Source organism: Flavobacterium sp. H4147, assembly GCF_029360735.1.
GTDB lineage: Bacteria > Bacteroidota > Bacteroidia > Flavobacteriales > Flavobacteriaceae > Flavobacterium > Flavobacterium endoglycinae.
On record NZ_JARKNB010000003.1, the window covers coordinates 780,293 to 804,226 of the forward strand.

General features: G+C 35.5%; 15 protein-coding genes. 4 read left to right on the forward strand and 11 right to left on the reverse strand.

The genetic code is table 11. The features are described from left to right. Window positions 1-228: 228 nt before the first annotated feature. From nagB to P2W75_RS17180, 5 genes are all read right to left on the reverse strand, one after another. Window positions 229-2,157, reverse strand: a complete 1,929-nt coding sequence (nagB, locus tag P2W75_RS17160; protein WP_276381430.1) for a glucosamine-6-phosphate deaminase — start codon at window positions 2,155-2,157, stop codon at window positions 229-231. 143 nt (window positions 2,158-2,300) lie between these two features. Beyond that, window positions 2,301-3,674 (reverse strand): sugar MFS transporter, encoded by a 1,374-nt coding sequence (locus P2W75_RS17165; protein ID WP_276381431.1) that lies wholly within the window; start codon window positions 3,672-3,674, stop codon window positions 2,301-2,303. Between the two features lie 31 nt (window positions 3,675-3,705). Further along, window positions 3,706-4,632 (reverse strand): NAD-dependent epimerase/dehydratase family protein, encoded by a 927-nt coding sequence (locus tag P2W75_RS17170; RefSeq protein WP_276381432.1) that lies wholly within the window; start codon window positions 4,630-4,632, stop codon window positions 3,706-3,708. Window positions 4,633-4,637: 5 nt separating this feature from the next. Continuing rightward, window positions 4,638-5,741: a phosphotransferase enzyme family protein gene (locus P2W75_RS17175; RefSeq protein ID WP_276381433.1), complete on the reverse strand. Its 1,104-nt coding sequence runs from the start codon at window positions 5,739-5,741 to the stop codon at window positions 4,638-4,640. A gap of 1 nt (window position 5,742) precedes the next feature. Beyond that, window positions 5,743-6,651 carry a sugar phosphate nucleotidyltransferase gene (locus P2W75_RS17180; protein ID WP_276381434.1) on the reverse strand — a complete coding sequence of 303 codons (909 nt, stop codon included), beginning with the start codon at window positions 6,649-6,651 and terminating at the stop codon, window positions 5,743-5,745. 318 nt (window positions 6,652-6,969) lie between these two features. Between P2W75_RS17180 and P2W75_RS17185 the strand changes: the two genes are divergently transcribed. Beyond that, window positions 6,970-8,010: a substrate-binding domain-containing protein gene (locus P2W75_RS17185; protein ID WP_276381435.1), complete on the forward strand. Its 1,041-nt coding sequence runs from the start codon at window positions 6,970-6,972 to the stop codon at window positions 8,008-8,010. Here P2W75_RS17185 and P2W75_RS17190 read toward each other — a convergent pair whose 3' ends face one another. The 3 genes from P2W75_RS17190 to katG all read right to left on the reverse strand — a co-directional run bounded on the left by P2W75_RS17190 (window position 8,011) and on the right by katG (window position 13,215). After that, window positions 8,011-8,652, reverse strand: a complete 642-nt coding sequence (locus P2W75_RS17190) for a sugar-binding protein (RefSeq protein ID WP_276381436.1) — start codon at window positions 8,650-8,652, stop codon at window positions 8,011-8,013. 61 nt (window positions 8,653-8,713) lie between these two features. Further along, window positions 8,714-10,576: a T9SS type A sorting domain-containing protein gene (locus tag P2W75_RS17195; RefSeq protein ID WP_276381437.1), complete on the reverse strand. Its 1,863-nt coding sequence runs from the start codon at window positions 10,574-10,576 to the stop codon at window positions 8,714-8,716. Window positions 10,577-10,938: 362 nt separating this feature from the next. Next, a complete protein-coding gene (gene katG, locus P2W75_RS17200) occupies window positions 10,939-13,215 on the reverse strand; it encodes a catalase/peroxidase HPI (RefSeq protein WP_276381438.1) in 2,277 nt (758 codons plus the stop codon). Window positions 13,216-13,781: 566 nt separating this feature from the next. On the opposite strand from katG, the gene P2W75_RS17205 reads away from it, so the two are divergent. The 3 genes from P2W75_RS17205 to P2W75_RS17215 all read left to right on the forward strand — a co-directional run bounded on the left by P2W75_RS17205 (window position 13,782) and on the right by P2W75_RS17215 (window position 20,356). Continuing rightward, on the forward strand, window positions 13,782-17,120 hold the full coding sequence (locus tag P2W75_RS17205; protein ID WP_276381439.1) for a SusC/RagA family TonB-linked outer membrane protein: 3,339 nt from the start codon (window positions 13,782-13,784) through the stop codon (window positions 17,118-17,120). Window positions 17,121-17,132: 12 nt separating this feature from the next. Then, the gene (locus P2W75_RS17210) at window positions 17,133-19,121 is read left to right on the forward strand and encodes a RagB/SusD family nutrient uptake outer membrane protein (RefSeq protein WP_276381440.1); all 1,989 of its coding nucleotides are present in this window, start codon (window positions 17,133-17,135) and stop codon (window positions 19,119-19,121) included. Between the two features lie 461 nt (window positions 19,122-19,582). Continuing rightward, complete coding sequence (locus P2W75_RS17215; RefSeq protein WP_276381441.1) at window positions 19,583-20,356, forward strand: polysaccharide lyase; 774 nt, start codon at window positions 19,583-19,585, stop codon at window positions 20,354-20,356. An 88-nt stretch (window positions 20,357-20,444) separates the two neighbouring features. On the opposite strand, the gene P2W75_RS22565 is transcribed toward P2W75_RS17215, so the two are convergent. From P2W75_RS22565 to P2W75_RS17235, 3 genes are all read right to left on the reverse strand, one after another. Beyond that, window positions 20,445-21,422, reverse strand: a complete 978-nt coding sequence (locus P2W75_RS22565; RefSeq protein ID WP_306801537.1) for a GNAT family N-acetyltransferase — start codon at window positions 21,420-21,422, stop codon at window positions 20,445-20,447. 128 nt (window positions 21,423-21,550) lie between these two features. Beyond that, a complete protein-coding gene (locus tag P2W75_RS17230) occupies window positions 21,551-22,246 on the reverse strand; it encodes a LytTR family DNA-binding domain-containing protein (RefSeq protein ID WP_276381442.1) in 696 nt (231 codons plus the stop codon). Beyond that, window positions 22,243-23,889 (reverse strand): histidine kinase, encoded by a 1,647-nt coding sequence (locus P2W75_RS17235; protein ID WP_276381443.1) that lies wholly within the window; start codon window positions 23,887-23,889, stop codon window positions 22,243-22,245. The genes P2W75_RS17230 and P2W75_RS17235 overlap by 4 nt, the downstream gene beginning before the upstream one ends. Window positions 23,890-23,934: the final 45 nt, after the last annotated feature.

Consider the following 23,934-nt stretch of genomic DNA (forward strand, 5'->3'; position numbering starts at 1 on the left):
TATAATATTTATGCTGTGAAAAATTTAACCGCAAAGTGCGCAAAGTCTTTACGCAAAGCTCGCTAAGTAGTTTTTTTTTAGTTTAATTTTCAATTCAAAGTCCGCAAAGCGATATGTAAGCTAAGTACAGTTTTTAAAAATCTATCTAATCCTTTTAATCTGTGGCAAAAACTCTAACCCCTTTTTATTAAACTTAGAATCTTAGCATCTCAGAACCTTAGAATCTTCTTAGTAATGCCATCTCACAAATGCTTCCATTGCTGCATAGCTCGATAGTCCCATTTGCTGGTAAACAATTGCGGTTTCGCGGTTTCTGTCTTCGGCTCTCTGCCAGAACTCTCTTGAGTCAGTTCCCTGGAAAACAACGCCGTCTTTCTGCGACTGGTGTTTGAAGATTCCGTGGCGTTTCGCCAGAACCTGGTCGGGACTCATCGGAACTGCCATTTCCACTTCGTCAATCCCCCATTCCTGCCATGCGCCTCTGTACAGCCACAGCCAGCAGTCATTCATAAATTCTTTCGGCTTCAGGTTTTTAACCGATTCAAAAATCGCGTCAAGGCATACCTTATGCGTGCCGTGCGGATCTGCTAAATCGCCTGCCGCATAAATCTGGTGCGGTTTGATTTTTTCAATCAGATCCATCGTAATCTGTATATCTTCCTGTCCGATTGGTTTTTTCTCGATGGTTCCGGTTTCATAAAAAGGAAGTTCCATAAAATGGATCTGTTCATCAGGAAGTCCCACAAAATGGCTCGTTGCCCTTGCCTCTCCTTTTCTGATCAGTCCTTTTATATAGCGGACTTCAGGAACATCAATCTCGCTGTTCTTTTTGTTTTCCAGAAAAGTCTGCGCTTTTTTATAGATGTTGTCGGCTTCTTCGCTTTTAATTCCGAATTTTTCGTTGTAATCAATCACAAATCTGGCAAAACGGAGCGCTTCATCATCGGCAACTGCAATATTTCCGGAGGTCTGGTACGCAACATGCACTTCATGACCCTGCTCCTGCAGACGCATAAAGGTTCCTCCCATGCTGATAATATCATCATCTGGATGCGGAGAGAAAATCAGGACACGTTTTTTTGCCGGTTCTGCTCTTTCCGGACGGTTGGTATCATCTGCATTGGGTTTTCCGCCCGGCCAGCCCGTAATGGTATTCTGCAGTTTGTTGAATATTTTGATATTGATATCGTAAGCCGGACCTGAATCTGCCAGCAGGTCGCTCATTCCGTTTTCGATATAATCGGCATCAGTAAGCATTAAAATTGGTTTTTTAAGGTCTAATGCAAGTCCTAAAACCGCTTTTCTGGTCAGTTTATCCGTCCAGACAATTTTCTCCACCAGCCACGGTTTGTTGATTCTGGTAAGTTTTGAAGAAGCTTCTTTATCCAGAATAAAAACAGCATTATCATGTTCCTGTAAAAATGAAGCCGGAACTCTGTTTGTTACTTCATCTTCAACTGATCTTTTAACAATACTGGCTTTTCCTTCTCCCCATGCCAGTAAAATCACTCTTTTCGCTTCCATGATCTTTTTCACGCCCAATGTGATTGCCGTTCTCGGCGTATTGTTCAATCCGAAGAAATCTTTGCTTGCCGCCACTCTTGTGATATGGTCTAAAGCCACCAGACGTGTTTTTGAGTTCTGGAGCGATCCCGACTCATTAAAACCAATGTGCCCGTTTCCTCCGATTCCCAGAATCTGAAGATCGATTCCGCCCAGCGATTCAATTTTCGCTTCGTATTCATGGCAGTAATCCGCGATCTGTTCTTTGGTTAAAAGTCCGTCTGGGATATGGCAGTTTTCAGGTAAAATATCGACGTGGTCAAACAGAAGCTCTTTCATAAAACGGACGTAGCTGTTGATTGAATTCGGCTCCATCGGATAGTATTCGTCCAGATTAAAACTGATTACGTTTTTAAAACTAAGACTTTCTTCTTTATGAAGACGAACCAGTTCAGCATAGAGTCCTTTTGGAGAAGATCCTGTTGCCAGACCTAAAATACACGGTTTGTTTTCTTTTTGTTTTGACTGGATTAAAGCGGCAATTTCCTGCGCAACAGCTTTTGAAGCCTCACCCGAATTTTCAAATACAACCGTATTGATGTTTTCGAAGCGTTTTTCAAATCCTGTCGCTTTGTCTATTTTACTTTTTAACATGATATAGTTTTTTATTTTAATGTTTTTATGCGTTTGAAAAAGGCATAAGTTGAGTTGAGCATGTTCAAATACCAGATTTGAATGCTTTAAAATTGGTTTATAAATGAAATGTTATTTTATATAAACGTTGTCAGTCTGTAGCTTTACCAGCTTCTGTATTTATGTCCTTTGAATGCAAAAAAGATAATTACGAGATAAGCGGGAATTAATATTGAATATGCCAATTGATTACCGCTTTTTGCTGTTTCAACAATTCCTGCGGCTTCATTGGATGCATTAATAGCATCTGCAAACATTCCGTATAATAATGGAAAAACTGCTCCGCCAATGATTCCCATAATTAGAATTGCGCCTCCAATTTTTGTAAATCCACCCAAATCCTGAAGTGCCATTGGCCAGATTGCAGGCCAGCAAAGTGCATTTGCTAATCCGAGTAAGGCCACTAAAATAATCACTAGTGGTAATTGCGGAAGTCCCGGCAGTTCGATCATAATTTTTGGAGAAAGACTAATGATTAAGCCCACCAAAATGAGTCCTAAAAATCCCGAAACTTTTAAAGCAAAAACCTGCGAAACGTATTTGGGAATCAGAGTAATTCCTAATATATAACCAATAACCATAAACGTCATTGTAAACGAAGTTAGTTTTAAATAAAAAGATCCGCTTTCACCATACACTCCTAGTCGTTTTCCGAAACCTCCAATAGAATCTCCAGCTAAAACCTCAGCAGCGATATAGACCATCAAAGTAATTACTCCAAAAACCAACTGCGGATGCTGGAATGCTTTTTTGATTTGTTTGAAAATACTCAAATGTTCTGCCTGACCTTCATCATCTAAATTAATTTCAGGAAGTGGCGAATATTTTACCAAAACTGCCAAAACTAGCATGATGGCAGCCATATAAATATAAGGCGTCTGTAATTGTAAAGCCAGCGAATCTAAAGCGGTTTCTTTTTCTACAGAAGTCATTACAGCAATCTTATCTGCTGAATAATCGCCGATATTGGATAAAACCAAAGAGGTTAATAATAACGGAGCCAGAAATCCTGCTAATTTATTTGCAATTCCTAAAACACTGATTCTGGCGGCAGCACTTTCGCGAGGACCAATAACCACTACATACGGATTGGAAGCGGTTTGTAAAACAGCTAAACCAGTTCCCATAACAAATAAAGCGGCTAAAAATAGCGGAAAAGTTCTCGCTGCGGCTGCAGGATAAAAAAGCAATGCGCCTGCTGCAATTACTAATAAACCTAACGAAATACCGTTTTTATATCCTACTTTTTCAATTAAAAATGAAGATGGAATTGCCATGACAAAATAGGCGATGTAAAAAGCAAAGGTTACAAAGTAAGATTGCGATTCGGTTAGTTCGCAGGCTAATTTAAAAAATGGAATCAGCGGTCCGTTTAACCAGGTTACGAATCCAAAAATAAAAAACAATGAGGTTAAAATAACCATCGGAATCAAAGTGCTGTTTTGCTCTTTTTTTAATGTAAAATCTATTTGTGACATAATCTGGCTGGGTTTTGGTTACTATTGAATTTTATTTGCTGATTAATTGCTGATGATAAAAGGTGATGGTTTCTTCTAAAGCAGCATCAATAGAATAATCGGGTTTAAAACCTAATTGATTGAATTTCTCCGGATTTGCTTTAGAGTGTTTAATATCTCCTGGTCTTTCTTCTAGAAATTTTATCTGGGATTTTGAATTGGTTATTTTTATGATTTTTTCGGCTAATTCTAAAACCGATGTACTGTGTCCTAAAGCGACATTGTAGGTTTCATTTCCTTTTTGCGAAGCCAGAATATTTGCTTTTACAACATCTTTCACATAAATAAAATCTCTGGTTTGCGAACCGTCTCCATAAATGGTAATCGGTTCGTTTTGAAGTGCTTTGTTAATAAAAATAGGCACTGCCGCTGCATAAGCTGATTCTGGATTCTGACGCGGACCAAAGACATTAAAATATCGTAAAGAGGCGGTTTGAAGCTGATATTGATCGAGATACATTTTTAAATAATATTCGCCGTCCAGTTTTGTAATCGCATAAGGCGTCATAGGTTCAGGGAACATGGTTTCGATTTTTGGTAAAACAGGATTATTGCCATAATTGGCCGCCGAAGTAGAAAGCACGACTTTACAGTCTGGATTGTTTTTTGCCGCTTCCAAAATATTAATGGTTCCAATTGTATTGATCTCGATACATTCTTTAATTTTTAACAACGATTCTGGAACACTTACCAAAGCTGCGAGATGAAAAACACCACTTGCTCCGCTGATTACTTCATTGACTAAATTCTCATCGCGGATGTCTCCTTTTACAAATTCTACATTCAAATTTTCGAGATTATGTTCGAATCCCGTTCTAAGGCTATCATATACCAACACCTGATGTCCTTGATTTGATAAATGTTCTGCAATATGACTTCCTATAAAACCGGCACCTCCGGTAATTACATATTTTTTCATTCTTTTTATTTTAATGTTCCAATGAAATTCAAATTGTAATCTTCCATTTCTGCAAATTGTTCTGAAAGACTTTCAATTAGCTTAAACTGATTTTTAGAACGATCCAGATTATGTTCTGGATATTCTGTTTTATAATATACATCGTCGTTTAAGAAATCTGTTAGAAAACGAAGTGCCATTATAAAAGTCATTGTTTTGGCGCCAAGTGGTAAATATTTTATTTCGAGCGTCGAAAGAGATGAATTGGTTTTCTCCAAAAATCCTTTTACATAGGCTTTGTAAAATTGCAGGTTGAAATTTACCTTTTCTAGATTTTTTTCATCTTCCGCCGCTGTGTTACAAATGGTTCTAATGGCATCACCAAAATCATAATGAATAATTCCCGGCATTACCGTATCAGTATCAATTACACAAAGTCCTTTTTTGTTGGTGTCAAAAAGTGCGTTTGAAATTTTGGTGTCATTATGCGTAACTCTCAGTTTGATTTTTTTGGCATCTTTTAAGTTTTGTAAAATATGCATTTCTTCTTTTAAATCTTCTACGAGTTTTATAAGATCCTTTGCCTGCTCAATTCTTTGTCCAGAAGCTTCTTTCATCGCGGTATCAAACTGAGAATAGCGGAAAGCCATGTTATGAAAATTAGGAATTACTTCTGTTAGTTTTCTGGCATCAAAATCACTGGTAAGATTTAGGAATTCGCCAAATAATTTTCCGCCTTCGTATGCAATTTCTTCATTGTTTACGGTTTCAAAAGTCAAACTTCCTTCAATATAAACCATTACGTTCCAGAAATTCCCTTCTTGATCCTGATAATAAAAAATACCTTTTTTTGTTCCAACAAAGGTTAAAACACGACGTTTGAGTTCGTCTTCGGGTAAATCTTTTAATTTTCGAAGCAAATGTTTACTTACACTTACTTTATTCGCGATAAGACCTGGAACATCTTTAAAAACGCCGTCGTTAATTCGCTGTAAAATGAACTGTCTATCACTTTCGGTGGTTACGAGATAGGTGTCATTAATATGACCGGAAGACAGTTCTTCAAAAGTTTTAAAGACCTCTATATGGTCAAACTTTTCGAAAATAAATTGTAATTGTTCCGCTGTCATATTACCAAAGATTAGTTGGATAAACGTTTTGAGCTCTTAACTTTTCAATTTCTTTTTTTACTATTTCTTTGTCTTCTTTATACGTTACTCCAAACCATTTTGCATTGGACTGAAGTACTTCTACAGAGGCATTATCTGATTTTAAAATTTCATTTACTACAGATGTTATAAAGAATTCTGCCTTTAGATCATTTTCATTTTCTTTTAAAAATTCTTCAAAAAGAGCGCCTCCAAACTCAAAACATTTTGGAGTAAAGCCCCAGAAATTCATTGAAACAATTGTATTTTCATCAATTGGAATAAATTTTCCTTTATCGTCTTTACGCATCAATTTTCCGTCAATTTTTTCGATATGGGTGCGTTCCGTAACATCGGTCAGATAATTGTTTTCATCCACCTGACATTCTCCTCTTGAAACAAAACCGTGATCTGAAACGGTGTTTTTAAGCAGATATGCCATCATATTAAAGTTGTATGATTCTTTATCCATTTCTGTTAAGGCTTTTGCCATGATTTCAAAGGCTTCTTTTCCGTAAAAATCATCGGCGTTGATGATGGCGAAATTTTCGGTTACCTCATCTTTTGCCATCAAAAGTGCGTGGCCAGTTCCCCAAGGTTTTTTTCTTTCAGGATTTAAGTATTGGGGCGGCACATTTTCTATTTCCTGAAAAACATAACCCACTTCGGCTTTGCCTTCTAATTTTTTATTAAAAATCTCTTTGCATTCTTCTTCTATATTTTTACTGATGATAAATACAAATTTTCCAAAACCTGCCTGCAATGCATCATATATCGAAAAATCCATAATTGTATCTCCTTCTGGGGTAAATGTATCTAATTGTTTTAATCCACCATATCGACTTCCAATACCTGCCGCCAAGATCACGAGTGTAGGTTTACTTTTGCTCATTTAAATTGTATATTAAATTGATTATTATTTTTTGTTTTTGGTTATTTTTCTTTTTTTACGACCTCTGAAAAAAACTCTAAAAATTTGAAAACTTAATATTTTAGAAATTTCTCTTATAAATCGAAAAATAAATATTAATCTGACAATTTTTAAGTTAATATAATAGACTATATGATTAATATTCGGCTAAAGTATATATTAATATCATATAAAAAAAGAAAAAACTGTTAAAATGTGCTCGAACACAATAAAAATGTTTTCGAACACATATCATTTATTATTTTCTGATATTCGAATTTTATATATATTTGTTTTTATATGGAAAAGATTTATACAATTAAGGATATAGCAGAACTTGCAGGTGTTTCAAAAGGAACTGTAGACCGCGTTTTGCACAAAAGAGGAAAAGTATCTGAAGATGCCTTAAAAAGAGTAAATGAAGTCTTGGATAAGATTGACTATCAGCCTAATGTATTGGCACGTAGTTTAAAGAAAACCCAGATTTACTCGATTTGTGTTTTGCTTCCTGATTCTGCCAACGACCCATATTGGCAGCCTTGTATTGATGGTATAAATGAAGCCAAAAAAGAGTTTAAATCTTTTAATGTAAAAGTTGAGATTTTTCTTTTTGATCCCACAAGCACTTCTTCGTTTGTAGAAACGAACCAAAATGTACTAAACAGTGCCCCAGATGCTGTTTTATTGGTTCCGTTATTTCATAAAGAAGCTATCGATGCTATCGAAACTTATAATTCTAAAGGTATTATTTCGAGCATTTTTAATAACCAGCTTAAGTCCAGCGCTATAAAAAGTTTTGTGGGACAGGATTTGTTTCAAAGCGGAAGAATCGCTGCGAGATTACTGGATTTGCTGATTCAAAAAGGTACAATCGCAATTGTTCATATTGATGAAGATTACGAGAATGCCATTCACATGCAGGAAAAAGAAAGGGGTTTTAGAAATTATTTTGATACGATTGAAAAAGGAAAGTTTGAAATCAAGACTTTTAAAGTAAAACATCCGCAATTTAAAAGCACTTTAAAAGAGTTCTTGGAAGAAAACCCTGCTATTAAAGGGCTTTTTGTGACGACCTCTAAAGCGTATCAAGTGGCTAAAATTATTGCCAAGAAAACTGAAAATAAAATCGCACTTGTAGGTTATGATTTGTTAGAAAACAATCTTGAATACTTGAACAATAAAACGATTGATTTTTTAATTCATCAAAATCCAAAAAGACAGGCTTATCTGGGAGTTACCAATTTGATTGAACATTTTATTTTTGAGAAAGAAATTAGTGCCGAAAAACTGCTTCCCATTGACATTATCAATACTGAAAACGCAAAAGATTACATTCTATAATTAAGGTTCAAGTAACGTTATAGTTCCAAAAGAACTTGCGATGTGAAAATTTGGCGTTTCGGTATTAGGATTTATCCAAGAAATCCAAATAGGTTCGTACGTTTCATCTTCTTGTTTTACATATTTTGCTCTGTAAAATCCAGTTTCAATTACGCTGTTGTTCAGCAGGTTCAATTCTTTTAAAGATTGAATAGTTATGGCAATTTCGACTGTAAAATAATGTTCATTTATATTCGATTTCACCATTAAATGATTTTCAGGCCAATTCCATCCGAAATCAAATTTCTTTTCAGGATAAGCAATGAAATCCATAATTCTGGGATCAGGATCGATTTCTAAACAATAATACGGATTGAGCGAGGCATTTTCTCTGAAAAAAATCTCAACACGATCCGAATTATTTATACTGTCAATTGTATCGTTTTTTCTTTCGATATGCACTTCATTATCAAATACTTTATAATAAAAAAAGATCCTTTCGGAATCCCATATTGAACGAAGTTCTATTTTCTTGATTTCCTGATTATCCCAAGGCGAAATAAAATCAGTTAATACATTTGCTTTATCCCAAAGCGGATCATCTCCTAAGCCATTGATTTGCAAAGTATTTTTATCAACAAAATTCACATTGTAATTCTTCATTCTGGAAACATATTTTATTAAAAAGAGCAGAAGACTATAAAATCTCCTGCTCTTAAAGTTTTTATTTTAAGTATATTTTATTGTTACTGATTTCATTATCAGCATTAATTTGAAGAATAACCAATTGTGAATTTGCCTTCAAATCTGATATATTAATTTTTGCATTGTCAACTGAATTGAATTGTCCTCTTGCCAAAACAATTCCGTTCAAATCTGATATTGAATAACTTGCAGAGTTAACTATTTTTCCAAAATTGATATTTATCTCTTCAGATGCTGGGTTTGGATAAACTGAGAAAGTAGTAACACTTTCTTCCGCTGTTACAGCAGTTGCTGCTTTTTTGGCTGTTGAACCTGTCTGAAGTTCTGAGCATCCAATATCGATACGGCCATTTCTTTTTCGAATATCATCATCAAAATCTAAAGTTCCAGAATACGTTGAATTGTATGTAGGATCTCCTTTATCAGCAGCAAAAGCGCCTGTAGTCAATGTAAAATCAAAAATTGATGCATTAACAAAACCTGGCAATCCTACAACCGAGTTTACATCTTGTCCGGTTGCTGTTGCAAACTGCGCTGGATTGTACGATCCGGTTGTTGAACTTCCGTTAAAACTCGTGCCCGTTAGATCGATGATAAAGTCTGTATTTCCTTCTCTGTAAAATAAGTTGTAATCTGAAACAAAGCTCGAAATTGTATATCCGTAAGAAGCTAAAAGTGCTTTCTTACCAGTTGTCGCATAAAGAATATTATTCTTGAAGGTTATTCCTGAGCTATTTTGAAAATGTACTTCTCCTCCATAAATATCTGCAATTGTTCCTACTGCAACGCCATTAATGGTAGTAACGCCATTTATAACGGCTCCAGTTCTGTTTTTATAAAAAGTATTATTGTAGATTTTCGTATTGGCTACACTTGTCGTATAACCGCTTCCTATAACTCCCCCAAAAATGGCTCCTGTTACAACATTATTGTAAACTGAGTTATTGTTTATAATATGACCTGTAGAAACTCCTCCATTTCCTGTAGAAGTATTCTGCTCGGCACCAACTGCAAGTCCAACACCGCAGTTGTAAACCTCATTTCTTTCGACTGTACAGTTAAGAGCACCATCAATATAAATTCCGGCACTATTGGCAACAGCGCTCATGCAATCAAAAACTTCATTTGATGCAATTACACCATTTCTCGCCTGATTGTTAGCCGAAGCTCCTGTTGACAAATAATTTCCTGCGGCAACAATACCAATGTTTGCAATATCGTAAACTGTATTTTTTGAAACTGAAAATCCATTTACATTCCCAGTAACAGTTACAGCTTCTCCCCAGCCTGTGGCACAATTTGCCACTTCATTATTCTCAATTTTCACATTAGTAATGGCGTAAGTTCCGTTTCCTCCATCGACTTTAATTGCATTTGCTACAATACCGCTGTTGGCTGGGATTGAAGAAAGATTATTGCTGATCCACCCGATATTCTTAACCACAGAGTTTTTAACGGTAATATTATTCAAATTAGACGTTGCGCCTGAGTTGGCTAAAATCCAGATTCCTTTACTTCCGTTTCCTATTTTATTTATAATAGTCAAACCGTCGATGGTAACATCGCTTGTATTTACAATTCCTAAAACATAGGTGTCGGTACTTGTCCATCCCGAAGCATTGATGGTTACAGCTCCAGATCCGCTTTTTTGGATTGTTAATGGTTTCCCAACATAAATTGGCCCTGTTACAGGATAAGTTCCCGAAAGTACCAAAACGGTTCCGCCGGATGGCGCAGCCTGTACCCCTTTTACAATAGTTTTATACGGAAGAGCAGCTGTTCCTGTTCCTGTTGTATCGTTTCCGGTTGTTGAAACGTAGGTTTGGGAAAATCCCTGTAAAAAGCAAAACAAAATAAAAAAAGTAATTTTTTCAATTTTCATAATTTTAAATTTTGGGTTAACATTAAAAAAAATTATATAAAATATTGCAATATTTACATATGTATAATAAGTTCTAATTGGCTCTCTTTGAGGTATAAAAAATTGCTTTTTAAAACTTATTTGAAACTAAAGTAAATAATGTTTTCAAAAAAACAAGTTTAAAAAGCAAAAAATGTGTTCGAACACATAATTTTTAGACATTTGAAATACTTTACTTACAATTTTTAAACATAAACTCAATTAGCGCAAAGTGTGCTTGAACACATTTAAGATTAATACTATAATTACATACAAGCCATTAAAATGGTTTAATAAAAAAGACGCCAATATGGCGTCTTTTTTAAAATGAAATTGTTATCGTATTATGCTTTCAAGTCAAATCTGTCAAGATTCATAACTTTAGTCCATACGGTAATAAAGTCAGTTACAAATTTTTCATGTGCATCTGCTGAAGCATATACTTCTGCTATTGCTCTTAATTCTGAATTTGAACCAAAAACTAGATCGGCACGTGTTCCTATCCATTTTGGCTGTCCAGTGTTTCTATCGTTTCCTGTATAAAGCTCTTTATCATTAGAAACTGATTGCCACTGAGTATTCATATCCAAAAGATTAATAAAGAAATCATTTGTTAAACGACCCGGTCTATTGGTAAATACACCATTTTTACTTCCATCTGCATTAATATCTAAAACACGAAGTCCTCCTAAAAGCACGGTTAATTCTGGTGCAGTAAGCTTTAATAAATTAGCTTTGTCGATAAGCAGTTCTTCGGTTAAAACTGGTGATTTTGTTTTTCTGTAATTTCTGAAACCATCTACTTTTGGTTCCAAATATCCAAACGATTCAACATCTGTTTGTTCTTGAGATGCATCCATACGTCCAGGTGAAAACGGCACTTCAACTGAAGCTCCTGCATCTTTAGCCGCTTTTTCAACAGCAGCTGAACCTGCTAGAACTATCAAGTCGGCCAAAGAAACTTTTTTTCCACCACTCTGTGAAGCATTAAATTCATTCTGAATTGCTTCTAACTTATCTAAAACTATTTTTAATGAAGCAGGATTATTTACTTCCCAATCTTTCTGTGGCGCAAGTCTAATACGTCCTCCATTAGCACCGCCTCGTTTATCTGATCCTCTAAAGGTTGAAGCTGAAGCCCAAGCTGTAGCAACTAACTGAGAAATCGTTAATCCTGTGTTTAGTATTTTTTCTTTCAATTGAGCAACATCTTGAGCATCTACTAGTATATGATTTACTTCTGGAATAGGGTCTTGCCACAATAGTTCTTCTGCTGGTACTTCAGGCCCTAAATACAGAGCACGAGGTCCCATATCACGATGTGTCAATTTAAACCATGCTCTAGCAAAGGCATCTGCAAACTGATCAGGATTTTCTAAAAAGCGACGGGATATTTTCTCGTAAGCTGGATCTAATCGTAATGATAAATCCGTAGTAAGCATTGTTGGCAGGTGTTTTTTGTTGGCATCAAAAGCATCTGGAATAATTGCTTCAGCATTTTTTGCTACCCACTGATGTGCACCCGCAGGACTTTTAGAAAGTTCCCATTCAAAACCAAATAAGTTTTCAAAAAAGTTATTACTCCACTGTGTTGGTGTTTTTGTCCAAGTAACTTCAAGTCCGCTGGTAATAGCATCTGGACCTTTTCCAGAACCGTAACTATTTTTCCATCCAAATCCTTGTAATTCTAATCCAGCTGCTTCAGGCTCTGCATCTACGTGATCAGAAGAAGCTGCTCCGTGTGTTTTACCAAATGTATGCCCTCCAGCAATTAAGGCGACTGTTTCTTCATCATTCATTGCCATTCGTCCAAAAGTATCTCTAATATCTCTTGCGGCAGCAATAGGATCTGGATTTCCATCTGGTCCTTCTGGATTTACATATATAAGTCCCATCTGCACTGCTGCAAGTGGTTTTTCAAGATTTCTACTGTGAATATCTCCATCTGCATCATCATCTGAAGAAACCACTCCATGATCTTTTGGTACTCCTTCAGAACCATCTTTATAACGTTCGTCGCCTCCTAACCATGTTGTTTCAGATCCCCAGTATACAGATTCGTCAGCTTCCCAAACATCGGCACGTCCTCCAGCAAAACCAAATGTTTTAAAACCCATTGATTCTAAAGCAACATTTCCAGTTAAAATCATTAGATCTGCCCAAGAAATTTTTTGTCCATACTTTTGTTTTATTGGCCAAAGTAATCTTCTGGCTTTATCCAAACTGACATTATCAGGCCAGCTATTAAGAGGTGCAAATCGCTGCTGCCCCGCTCCTGCTCCGCCTCGCCCGTCGTGCACTCTATAAGTACCGGCACTATGCCAAGCCATTCTTATAAAAAGTCCTCCGTAGTGACCAAAATCAGCAGGCCACCAATCTTGCGAATCAGTCATAAGAGCATGTAAATCTTTCTTTACTGCTTCAAGATCTAGACTTTTGAAAGCTTCTGCATAATCAAAATCCTTATTCAACGGGTTTGACAATGACGAATTTTGTCTCAGGATATTTACTTTTAATTGTTTAGGCCACCAGTCACGATTTTTTGTGCCTGAAGCTGCTTGCTTGTCCATGCTCCCATTATGAAAAGGGCATTTGCTGATGTCATTTGATTGATTATCCATAGTTGAAAATTTTTATTTTTTACTAAATTACAAACTAATGAAAATGAAGATATACGATCTGAATCATAAATATTTCTTACAGAATAGATAAAATCTATACCATAAACTTTTTACAGCATAAATTATTTATAATTACGCCACAACAAAAGAAAGACTATAAAAACAAGTAACAATCTCATATTGTGGAATTTTAATCGTATAAATTTAATAAAAAGAATCTTTCTATTTCTATAATTACTGCTTCTTTATAATTATAAATGTGTTGCTGATTTTTAATTGTAGTACGCGAGTTTTTTTGGTTTTGAAGTTCTCTTTTAATCTTCAATAGTAATTATACAGGTTATTTATCTTTTTAAGATTTCTATTTTTTAAAATATAAATTTTTAAGATTTAAAACAAATAAATCTCACATCCAATACTTTTGGTACCCATAAATCGTATTTTATTACTCCTTATAAGACTCATTATTAATCATTTTTGCAGACGTTAATCACTAATCTATTTTATCCACAATTGCCGTGATTTTCACCACTAACTAATTATTTAACCAAAAATGAAAACCAAAAATGACAAATCTTATTAGGATTAAAAAAGATCCTGATTGCAAATCCCGCTTCAATTTGAAAAAGAAAATAACCATACTTTGTGTATTGTTTTCTTTATCTCAGGCTGATGTCTATGCAATTAGTTCAGAGAGCTCAACCAGCCCAAAAAATGTACTAGAACAAAAAACCATCAACGGGCAGGTTAATGATGAAAATGGTATGCCGCTGCCAGGTGTAACTATTTTAGAAAAAGGAAGTAAAAATGCTGCCTTAACAGATTTTGACGGAAAATTTACTTTGAAAGTAGCGCAAGAAAATGCGGTACTTGTAATCTCTTTTTTAGGGTATGAAACGAAAGAGACTACGTTAAAAGGAGAATCTTCCATTACTGTAAAAATGCAAAGAGCTACAGCTTCACTAGACGAGGTAGTGGTTGTAGGATATGGTAAAATGAAGAAAAAAGACCTAACAGGATCTATCGTTCAGGTTACGCCCGATAAACTCGCAAATCAAAATCCGCAGACGGTTCAGGATATTTTAAGAGGTGTTCCGGGTGTAAGGGTTGGTTATGATCCGAGTGCGAAAGGCGGAGGAAGTTTACAAATCCGCGGGCAGACTTCTGTTTATAATCCTGATGGTGCAAATCATAATTCGCCTCTTATTATTTTAGATGGAATGCAGTTTTATGGTGAACTTTCAGAAATTAATCCAGACGATATCGGACAGATCGATATTTTAAAAGATGCATCGGCAACATCAGTATATGGTTCTAAGGCTGCTGCTGGAGTTATTGTTATTTCAACCAAAAAAGGAAAGAAAGGCAAACCTGTTATTAATGTGAGCATTAACACTACGATTAATACTAAAAGCGCTTACCGCAATGTATATTCTCCTGAAGGATATTTGAAATTTCGTGAAGATTGGGAAACTGCCGCAACGTATGGCGGAAATACCGCAACAGGCGAATACGGACCTTACATGGTAGGTCAGGTGGGTAAAGTTGGCTATTTTTCAAACCCTGAAGATTTAGGAAAATATGGCATCACGCAGGAACAATGGTTAGCGTATCAGCCGGCTAATTTAACTCAAGGCAAAAGTTTAAAAGAAGTGTGGGGACTTCGCTTAGGTATCGACACTGCGCTTATGCCGAACTTTCTAGATAATAAAACACACGATTGGAGTAACAGTACTTTTAGAACCGGAATAAATCGTGATAGCAATATGAGTGTTTCTGGAGCTGGCGACAACGTAAATTATTATTTATCTGTTGGATATTTAGATGCACAAGGAGCTATTGTGGGAGATGATTTTTCACAAGTCCGCGCCAATATGAAAGTGGATAGTAAAATTGCGAGCTGGCTTGACATTGGAGCCAATATTAATTTTCAAGATCGTACCGATGGAAATATCATGCCTTCTTTAGGTACTGAATCTGGACAAAATAATATGATGAGAACGAGTCCATTTGGAAATTTTAGAGATGAAAATGGCAACTATGAGAGACAGCCAATGGGTAAAAATATTTCAGGGCAGAATTATAACTATTATTACGATCGCCAGTTTATGGAGAAAGAAACTGGTTATACTACTTTCAATACCATTTTTACTACAAAGGTAACTCTTCCGCTTGGCATCACGTATTCATTTAATATAGCGCCTCGTTATCAATTTTTCCATGATCGTTATTTTGAATCGACTGCCAATCCAAACTGGGCGGCTGCTACGCATGGAGTAAACAGAAATAGTTCTACACGATTTGATTACAACTTAAATAATACATTGGCGTGGGATTATACAATTGCTGCCAAACACCATATCGTAGCAACTTTTGTTCAGGAAGCCGAAGAACGTCGTTATTGGTCAGATGGAATGACTGCAAACAATATTCAGCCTTCCGATGCTTTAGGATTTCACAATGTCGCAAATGCAACTATGGCAAATAGTTCGCTTAGAGCCAATGATACTCATGAAACGGCAGATGCATTAATGGCAAGACTTTTCTATTCGTATGACAACCGTTATATGTTAACAGCAAGTATTCGTCGTGATGGATATTCAGCATTTGGAGCTTCAAATCCTTATGCGGTATTCCCTTCTCTGGCATTTGCATGGAGCTTTAAAAATGAAAAATGGCTCACTTGGGAACCTTTGAGTACAGGAAAATTAAGATTATCATGGGGAACAAACGGAAATAGATCACTTGAAAACCCATACCTGTCTTTGGCAAACTTAGGATCAGGAAGTGGTGCGACGATGGGATATATAAGTACTACCGGAACGCCTTGGGAAGTGAAATATTTAGCCCTTGACCGTATGGCAAATCCAAATCTGGAATGGGAAAAAACCGAAGCAACCAATATTGGACTTGATTTTGGTTTCTTAAATGATCGTATTACGGGTACTGTAGACGTTTACAAAATGCTTACTCATGATATGATTATGAATCAGCGTTTACCCGGCTTTTCTGGATTTTCATCTATCACCACAAATCTTGGAGAAGTACAAAATCAAGGTATCGAAATTAGTCTTAGCACTCTAAACATGAAGCGTCCGAATTTTGAATGGCGCACTACAGCTGGTTTTGCTTACAACAAAAACACCATTAAGTCATTGTATGGCAATATGGAAGATGTTAAAGATGCTAATGGCAATGTAATAGGCAGAAAGGAATCTGATGATAAAACTAATGGATGGTTTATTGGCAGACCGATCTCTCAAATCTGGGATTATAAGGTAATTGGAATCTGGCAGAAAGATGAATGGCAGGAAGCTTTAAAATATGGACAGCGCCCTGGTGATCCAAAAGTGGAAAACAGTTATACGGGAGATGACAAAGCCGACGGCACACCCGTTTATAACGAAAAAGACAAACAGTTTTTAGGGGTAAGAACTCCTCCTATTAATGCATCGCTACGTAATGAATTTAAGATTTATAAAAACTGGGATTTAGCCATTGATACCTATGCTAACCTTGGACACAAATCGCTTAGCAATACGTATATGAACAATTTTAACGCAAGCAGTTTGTATAAATTCAATTTCAATTCATTTGTAAATCCGTATTGGACAGTAGACAATCCTACTAACGATTGGGCTCATCTTGATGCAAAAGGACCAGCCGGAGCTGGAACGCAAAGATTGTATGACCGCAGTTTTATTCGTGTTGCCAATATTTCATTGGCGTATTCTTTACCAAAAGATTTAATAGAACGCATACACATCAGAAATCTAAAAATTTATGCTTCGGTTCAAAACGCAGCAACATGGTCTGCTTCTAAAGAATGGAAATATTTTGGTGATCCTGAAACAGGTGGACTGGCTACCAGAATGTTCAATTTAGGACTTAACGTATCACTTTAAAAAATATCAATTATGAAAATAAGTATAAAAAATAAGTATAAAAAACTGCTGCCTTTACTTGCATTGACAGCTTTATTTAGTGCTTGTTCAAAAGATTTTCTCGAACAAGATCCGCTTTCATTTTACGAACCTGAAACAACATTTTCTACAGAATCTGGACTTCAGGCAACTTTAGCACAGTGCGACAAACAGCTGCGTAATTATTACGTTCACTTTGGATTTTCAGGCGTGAGCGTGCCTATGGGTACAGAATATATTTTTTCTGATATGGCACAATATGGAAAAACAGATACGAGTCCAACAATTGCTGATTATGCTAATACTATTGTTCCAACTGGAGATTTTAGAAGAGATGCAGGCGGTGAATCCATTTATCTTGGTTTTTTCTGGGATGAAGGATATTCTGGAATTAAATCTGCCAATACGGTATTAACATACATTGGCAATGTAAAAGGATTATCTGAAGAAGTTAAAAACAAATATATTGGGCAGGCTTATTTTCATAGAGCATTCCGTTATCTTCATTTAGTTTATCAATTTGGAGACATTCCATTAATTACTAAAGTTTTATCAGTTCCAAAGCAAAATTATTCTTCCACAAAAAAAGAAGCAATTATAGAAATGATTACAGCCGATATGGAAAAAGCGGTAGAATGGGTTCCAGAGCAGTCAAAACTAGGTTATGTGGGTATGATTAGCAAAGGCGCCTGTCGTCAGCTTTTAATTAAATGTTATTTGGCATCTGGCAGATTTGCTGATGCAGAAGCGCAAGCTAATATTTTAATTAACCAGTCAGGTTATGCTTTAATGCAGAATAATTTTGGAATTTTTGATCCGGGAGGAAACCCTACTGCATGGCCTATTACCCGAAATGTTGTATGGGATTTACACCGACCTGAAAACAAAGTTATTGCTGCTAATACCGAAGCAATATTGGTAGCGCCAAATGGCGGAGCACAATCATTTTTGGCATTTGCTTCTATGCGAATTTATGGTCCTAACTGGAACGATGCGAATTTAGTTACTCCTGATGGTAAAAAAGCAGCAGAACGTTATCCTTTAAACAATGCTAAATATGAAGCCAGATTTGATTATCAAAGAGCGCTTGGACGTGGTATTGGTACTATCAGCGGTTCTTACTATTCACAGACTCCTATGTGGGTGGTAAACAATGTTGAGGATAAAATAGACCTTAGACATAACAGCACAGTGGGAAACTGGGTAAATATGGAAGATCTTAAATACAATGATAAAACATCTGCATTCTACAATACCAATTTTAGAATGAAAGCCGCAAACGGTTCATTATTAGCAAAAGATTCAATTAGGGATTGGTTTGATTTTCCTCATTATAAAATCTTTTATCATGATGTGGTAGCCGAAGGAAATCCAGCAGCAAATGATTTTCAAGGAGCAACAGCTGGAGCAAGTGCACACATGTACATTTATCGTTTGGCAGAAACCTATTTATTGCGAGCAGAGGCACGTTTTTATCAAGGTAATGTTTCTGGAGCGGCTCAAGATGTAAATGTGGTGAGAGCCAGAGCAAAAGCATCGCAAATGTACAGCACAGTAACTATTGGTGATATTTGTGCAGAAAGAGGACGAGAGCTTTATACAGAAGAATGGAGAAATGTAGAATTAAAACGTATTTCGCACTGTCTGGCTCTAAGCGGTAAACCTGATGAATGGGGACATACTTACAGCGTAAACAATTGGGATAAACAATCTGGAAAAGATGCAGCTGGAGGAAGTTACTGGTGGCAGCGTATTGTTCATTATACCCTTTACAACAAATATCCATCAGGTATTTCTATTGCTCCTGGTGTAAAGTTTTACAGTATGGACAAACGTAATAATTACTGGCCAATTCCAAACTATGCAATAACGGCTAATATTAAAGGCCAGTTAAGCCAAAACTTTGGTTATGATGGTTATAATGAAAGCGTTAAAATTTGGGATAAATGGCAGGATGCTGTTGAGGACGAGAGTAAAATTTAATATCTATGTTAATTAAATCAAGAGATTAAGACATTCAAGAAGTAAAAGCGAGTTAAGTAAGTTTAACTCGCTTTTTTTTATGAGACCAATTCTGCAAATAACTTCTTCTATTTAAGGATCAATACTTTAAATCTTTTTTAAACACGTTTTAATTTGTCAATATATTTTGTGCAAATATCTTTTTGAAAGTCTTAAAAAATCCATGTAAAATGCATACTCAGGATTTTTGTGTACGTAAAAACGGACTTTATTACTCCTCTTACAAACTATTAATAATCAACTTTGTAACGTTAATTATTGATCGCTGCAATCATATCTTAAAGCATTAATAAACAACAAAATAACCACAACCTTACGTTCTGTCAAATTGTAAGAAACATCTAAAATCAAACCACTGATTTTATTTGCATATCTATTATTTACTAATTATTAATTATTTACTAACCTTTAAAATTTTAAAAATGAAGAAATTCTTAAAATTATCAAGTTTGCTATTTATTACAGCATTAGTGTTTAATTCCTGTGAAAAGGAACAAGATTTAAATGAGCCACAATCTGGTGCTGCTCAAAAAGAAGCACCACAACTCGCCAACAAAACCGCTGAGGCTAGTGCCGCTTTGGCCGGCAGCGCCGGCGCCAGAACAATTACCTTACAAACTAATACATTATCATGTCCTGGTGGATTATGTACTTCTTACGGCGTTTGGTCTACAGGTGTTTACACCGTTTGGTTTCAAATGAAATTTAACAATGGATTTTACTGGAGCCGAGGCGGTAAATGCGGATATGGTATTTTAATTGGTGACCAAAATACGGGTGGTGATCCGGGATGGGATGGTAATGGCGGTAGTGCGAGATTTATGTGGTACTGCCCAAATGGCTCAAATACTGCTAAAGGAAGCGGCGCTTATCTTCAGCCTTATGTGTATTATAGAGATCAGCCTGGACAGTATGGAAATGATTTTGGAAAAAAATACTACATACAAGAAGGTGTTACTTATAACTGCCAGATATCGGTTAAATTAAATACGGGTTCAAATACAGATGGATATGTAAAATATTATGTAAATGGCACCGAAATATTAAATCAAAAAATTCGCTGGGTAACCAACGATTCTAAACGAAATGTAAATGCAGTAAGCCTTCATACTTTCCGTGGCGGAAGCCAAAGTTACTGGACAGCTCCTGTAACAAGCTCTATTTATTATCCAAGTGCTTCTTGGGATGCACAATAGCATTTAGAGATTTGACATCAATATAATCAAAACTTCGATGCTGTATAGTTCATAAAAGCATCGAAGTTCTGATTAATTTAAAACTTTCTTATAATTCTTTTTTAAAACAAATACTAGTTTCTATTCCAGCATATTGTCCGTAATTTTCCGTAACACGATAGTCACTTTTAGTGTATAAGGCTACTGCTTCTGTCTGCACATTGCTGGTTTCTAAAACAGCAGATGTATAATGTAATTCTTTAGCCCAAGTTTCGAGCTCTTTTAAAATTGTATAGGCTACTCCTCTTCCTCTATATTCGTCAGAAACAAACATACGCTTTACTTCAACAGATTCGCTGTCAAACTGTTTTATTGCCCCGCAACCTACTGCAACACCGTTTATATAAGCAATAATGACGTGCTTTATAGCATCAACCTTATTAAATTGATTAAAGTACTCCTGCATATCACCATTTCGGCTTGCTAAGTTCTCATCTAATTTTACAATTAAATTTGCGAAATCTGTATTTTGGGAAGTCGTTCTTATAAGTTTAAGATCTTCTGTATATCCATATATTTTCATATCTGTTAAGTTCTCTTCTCTTTTTCTGTAGTCTTTTTTTAAAAGTCCTTCATATACAAATCCTGAACGTTCAGCAACTTTAATACTGGCAATGTTTTCTTCGGCAATTTTCATAAAAAGTCTGTTAAACTTTTTCTTTGCAAAACACCAATTTTTAAACGCCATTAATGCTTCGGCTCCATAATTATTGCCACTATGTTTTTCAAAAATAAAATAAGCCAGTTCACCTTTGGGTATCCTCCAATCAATCTCTCTAACTGATATATGACCTATAAATTCGTTGTTTTCTTTTAAAAATATACCACAAGCATAATTTTTGTTTTCTTTCCAATCTATAACTTTCTGCTCCATATATCTTTTTGCTGACTCCAAACTGTCATTAATTTTTATCATGTTGGCAAAGTAATCATACAAATATTCACGACTATCAGTTATGTTTTTAAAAAAGTATTCTGAATCTTCGAGTTTATAAGGTCTTATTAGAAGATTTTGGGTTGTTATCATTTGCAGTGTTGTAGTTTGATATTTTTCTAGGGATAAAACTAGACAAAAACCTGATGTGTAAAAATGCTATTTTTTTATTAGTTAATGCGTTTTTTGCATTACGATTCTTTTAAAAACGATCACCAACATCAAACCAACTTATTTTTAATTTCTTTATACTTAGAACGGCCAATTGGCAGTAATTCTCCGTTCTTCAATTGCATACTGTACTTCCCTCCTGCTTCCACTACAATTTTCTTGGCTTGTTCCCAACAGAGTATATAAGATTTATGTATTCTTTCAAAGGTTTCAGGAAGTAGTTTTTCTAACGCTTCAAGTGATTTATCGTGCAGTTCAATTTTAGTATTTGCCAAATGCAATTCGGTATAAATTCCGGCTCCTTTTATGTAGACGATTTCAGAAATAGGAATAAGTTTAAAAGTCTTCGCTTTTCTTACGGCTAAAAAGCGTACATCACCGCTGGATTGTTTTCCTTGAACAGTATAACGTGTAAAAGCTTGCGCTAATCTGTTTTGATCAAAAGGTTTGGGTACAAAATCCAAAACACCATAATTAAAAGCAGTAATCGCTTTATCTGTGTAAGCCGAAATAATAATGGTTTGAAATGGGCCGGCAACAAATGTCTGCAGAATTTCAAAACCATCTTCCCCATTCAAATTTAAATCTAATAAAAGCAGATCAATTGAATGTTGCTCGATAATCGAAAGTCCATTTTCAAGTGAATCTGATAGGAGAATCTGCACGTTTTTATCAAAAAAATCACGTGTCATTCTTTCAATTCTTTTCGCAATGCGGGCTTCATCTTCAATTATTAGAATCTTCATTTGGTATCAAAAATTTTAATGATAGTTTCCCAGCCTTTTTCTACAGCATAAGAATCAAAAGACCAATTTTCGCCATAACTTTCAGTCAATCTCGCTTTAATATATTTAAAACCTGTTCCCGTTTGCTTATTCTTTTTAGTTTGTCGGTTTTGGGCAAAAGTCAATAAAGTATATTGTTTAAAATGTTTCTCTTTGCTAAATTTTAAACAGAATACAATACAGCCTTGCTTTGGAGGAAGACTGTGGGTGATTCCATTTTCAATAATCGTATGAAAAACAGCTGGCGGAATAGTTTCGTTTTCATTAATTCCTTCTTCCTGCCATTCGTAACAAATTTCTTTGCGAAAAGACATTATTTCCAAATGTCTTCGGCATAAATCAATTTCTTGCCTAATAGGTATAAGGGTATCTTCGGCTATATCATTCATAATATCAAATTCTTCTGAAAGAGCACGAATAAAAACTACCCCTTCTTTTGGCGATTCTTCAATCCAGTCAATTAACGAGGTTAAAGTATTCCGAAGAAAATGAGGCTGGATATTTTTCTTCACCAATTCTAATTGCAATCTTGAAGAAAGCAGCAACGATGCATTATGAGCTTCTTCTATCGCCTTTGCGCGTATAGTGTGCAGATAAAGCATGCAAAGCACTAAAATGGTAAAAGCAATAAACAGTCCGAAATCATAAAACATAAAATAATTTACCATAACACCCGCCAATAAGCCGGCAACAACAATTAATCCGCCTTTTTTCCTTTTAACTGCCGCATCAAAAGCAATTACAATAGAAAAAAATCGGGCAGTAATGGTAAAATATGCCGCAGAAACATCATAATGACCATAATAACCAATATAAACTGCTAAAAGAGTAAGAAATAAAAGCCCCAAAATCAGCTTCTTTCTTTTAAATTCAAATTGCAGCATAAAATACCACGGCACAAGCATTGAAATGGAAAAAGTGAGCCAGCCGATGATTTTTAAACGGGTATAAAATTGGTTATAAGGAATGTCTAAATAATACTTAACGTATTCGATAATTAGCAAACAGAAGAAAAGCAGACAAATAATTCCGAAAAGCAAAACTGCCAATTCTTTTCGAGTACTATTTACATACAGAAAAAAATAATAAATAGCGGCAATGAGAAAACCACCAGCCATAATATTCATAAACGAAACCACAACTAGCGGTGAACGGTGCAGCAGCAAATAATCCTTAAGTTTTACATCTATGCGACGTTCAGCCTCTCTATTATAAACTTGTGTACCCATTAAAGAGACAGTGTGCATTCCCAGATTAGATAACTTTTTTGGTATCTGATAATAGGTTGTTTCTGTTCCCGGCACTTCTGCATGTCCTGATTTTGCCATTTGACCATTTCTCCCCACTAAAACACCATCCCAATACACATCAAAAGCACCGAAAGCGTTAATCTGAAGCCCTAAATATTCAGAACTTTTTTTACGTTTTTGTATCTCCACATTTGTTTGGAATTTAAAGCTGGAACGGTCAGGTTTTCCCCAATCCATCTGCTGATGATCGTAGTCCACTTCATAGATCACATCGGATGTAACGTAGTCCTTGTAATACGTACACGAGCTAAAAATAAGAAGAAGTAAAACGCTGAAAAAGTAAGATTTATACATAAGATAAAGATAAAATAAATATCCAATTGAAAAATGCATTTGAGA

Excerpts from the sequence above, each read along its gene's own strand:
- nagB (WP_276381430.1), bottom strand. The coding sequence starts at position 2,157 with ATGTTAAAAAGTAAAATAGACAAAGCGACAGGATTTGAAAAACGCTTC.
- P2W75_RS17165 (WP_276381431.1), bottom strand. The coding sequence starts at position 3,674 with ATGTCACAAATAGATTTTACATTAAAAAAAGAGCAAAACAGCACTTTG.
- P2W75_RS17170 (WP_276381432.1), bottom strand. The coding sequence starts at position 4,632 with ATGAAAAAATATGTAATTACCGGAGGTGCCGGTTTTATAGGAAGTCAT.
- P2W75_RS17175 (WP_276381433.1), bottom strand. The coding sequence starts at position 5,741 with ATGACAGCGGAACAATTACAATTTATTTTCGAAAAGTTTGACCATATA.
- P2W75_RS17180 (WP_276381434.1), bottom strand. The coding sequence starts at position 6,651 with ATGAGCAAAAGTAAACCTACACTCGTGATCTTGGCGGCAGGTATTGGA.
- P2W75_RS17185 (WP_276381435.1), top strand. The coding sequence starts at position 6,970 with ATGGAAAAGATTTATACAATTAAGGATATAGCAGAACTTGCAGGTGTT.
- P2W75_RS17190 (WP_276381436.1), bottom strand. The coding sequence starts at position 8,652 with ATGAAGAATTACAATGTGAATTTTGTTGATAAAAATACTTTGCAAATC.
- P2W75_RS17195 (WP_276381437.1), bottom strand. The coding sequence starts at position 10,576 with ATGAAAATTGAAAAAATTACTTTTTTTATTTTGTTTTGCTTTTTACAG.
- katG (WP_276381438.1), bottom strand. The coding sequence starts at position 13,215 with ATGGATAATCAATCAAATGACATCAGCAAATGCCCTTTTCATAATGGG.
- P2W75_RS17205 (WP_276381439.1), top strand. The coding sequence starts at position 13,782 with ATGACAAATCTTATTAGGATTAAAAAAGATCCTGATTGCAAATCCCGC.
- P2W75_RS17210 (WP_276381440.1), top strand. The coding sequence starts at position 17,133 with ATGAAAATAAGTATAAAAAATAAGTATAAAAAACTGCTGCCTTTACTT.
- P2W75_RS17215 (WP_276381441.1), top strand. The coding sequence starts at position 19,583 with ATGAAGAAATTCTTAAAATTATCAAGTTTGCTATTTATTACAGCATTA.
- P2W75_RS22565 (WP_306801537.1), bottom strand. The coding sequence starts at position 21,422 with ATGATAACAACCCAAAATCTTCTAATAAGACCTTATAAACTCGAAGAT.
- P2W75_RS17230 (WP_276381442.1), bottom strand. The coding sequence starts at position 22,246 with ATGAAGATTCTAATAATTGAAGATGAAGCCCGCATTGCGAAAAGAATT.
- P2W75_RS17235 (WP_276381443.1), bottom strand. The coding sequence starts at position 23,889 with ATGTATAAATCTTACTTTTTCAGCGTTTTACTTCTTCTTATTTTTAGC.